This is a genomic window from Halobacteriovorax sp. DA5 (assembly GCF_002903145.1).
Lineage (GTDB): Bacteria > Bdellovibrionota > Bacteriovoracia > Bacteriovoracales > Bacteriovoracaceae > Halobacteriovorax_A.
This window is the reverse complement of record NZ_PPDJ01000006.1, coordinates 1-371: the sequence shown is the minus strand read 5'-3', so window position 1 is coordinate 371 and position 371 is coordinate 1. Positions and strand designations below refer to the sequence as shown.

Below are 371 nucleotides of genomic sequence, written 5' to 3'. Positions count from 1 at the left end.
TAGGTCCAACCCCATAGATACTTTCGAGATCATCGAGAGTTTGTGGGCGTTGGGCGGCCATCTCCATAAGAGTCTTGTCTGGAAAAATCTTAAAGGCCTGTGTGCGTTTCTGTTTGGCAAGTTTAGAGCGTAGAACTTTTAAATTCTCATACATTGTTTTATCAAGTTACATTGAAGGATGTTCTTTCTATCTTTTTGACAAGAGTCTTAATCGGAACTAGTAGTAAAACTTTTTATTATTAAAAACTTTTCGTTATTTGATCCTATAGACCCTATGTAAATATTATGGTCGGATACTTCATCGTCGACCTCTAAAGTGTAATAAACGCTAAAGCCAGTATCGTTTTTTTTGAAGTTGTCTAGTTTGCTTA

Annotated in this window: 1 protein-coding gene; it reads right to left on the bottom strand. The window is 35.8% G+C overall.

The annotated features are described in order from the left end of the window. A partial coding sequence (locus tag C0Z22_RS16385; protein ID WP_368667185.1) for an HRDC domain-containing protein occupies window positions 1–154 on the bottom strand: 154 nt, incomplete at its 3' end. Window positions 155–371 lie beyond the last annotated feature (217 nt).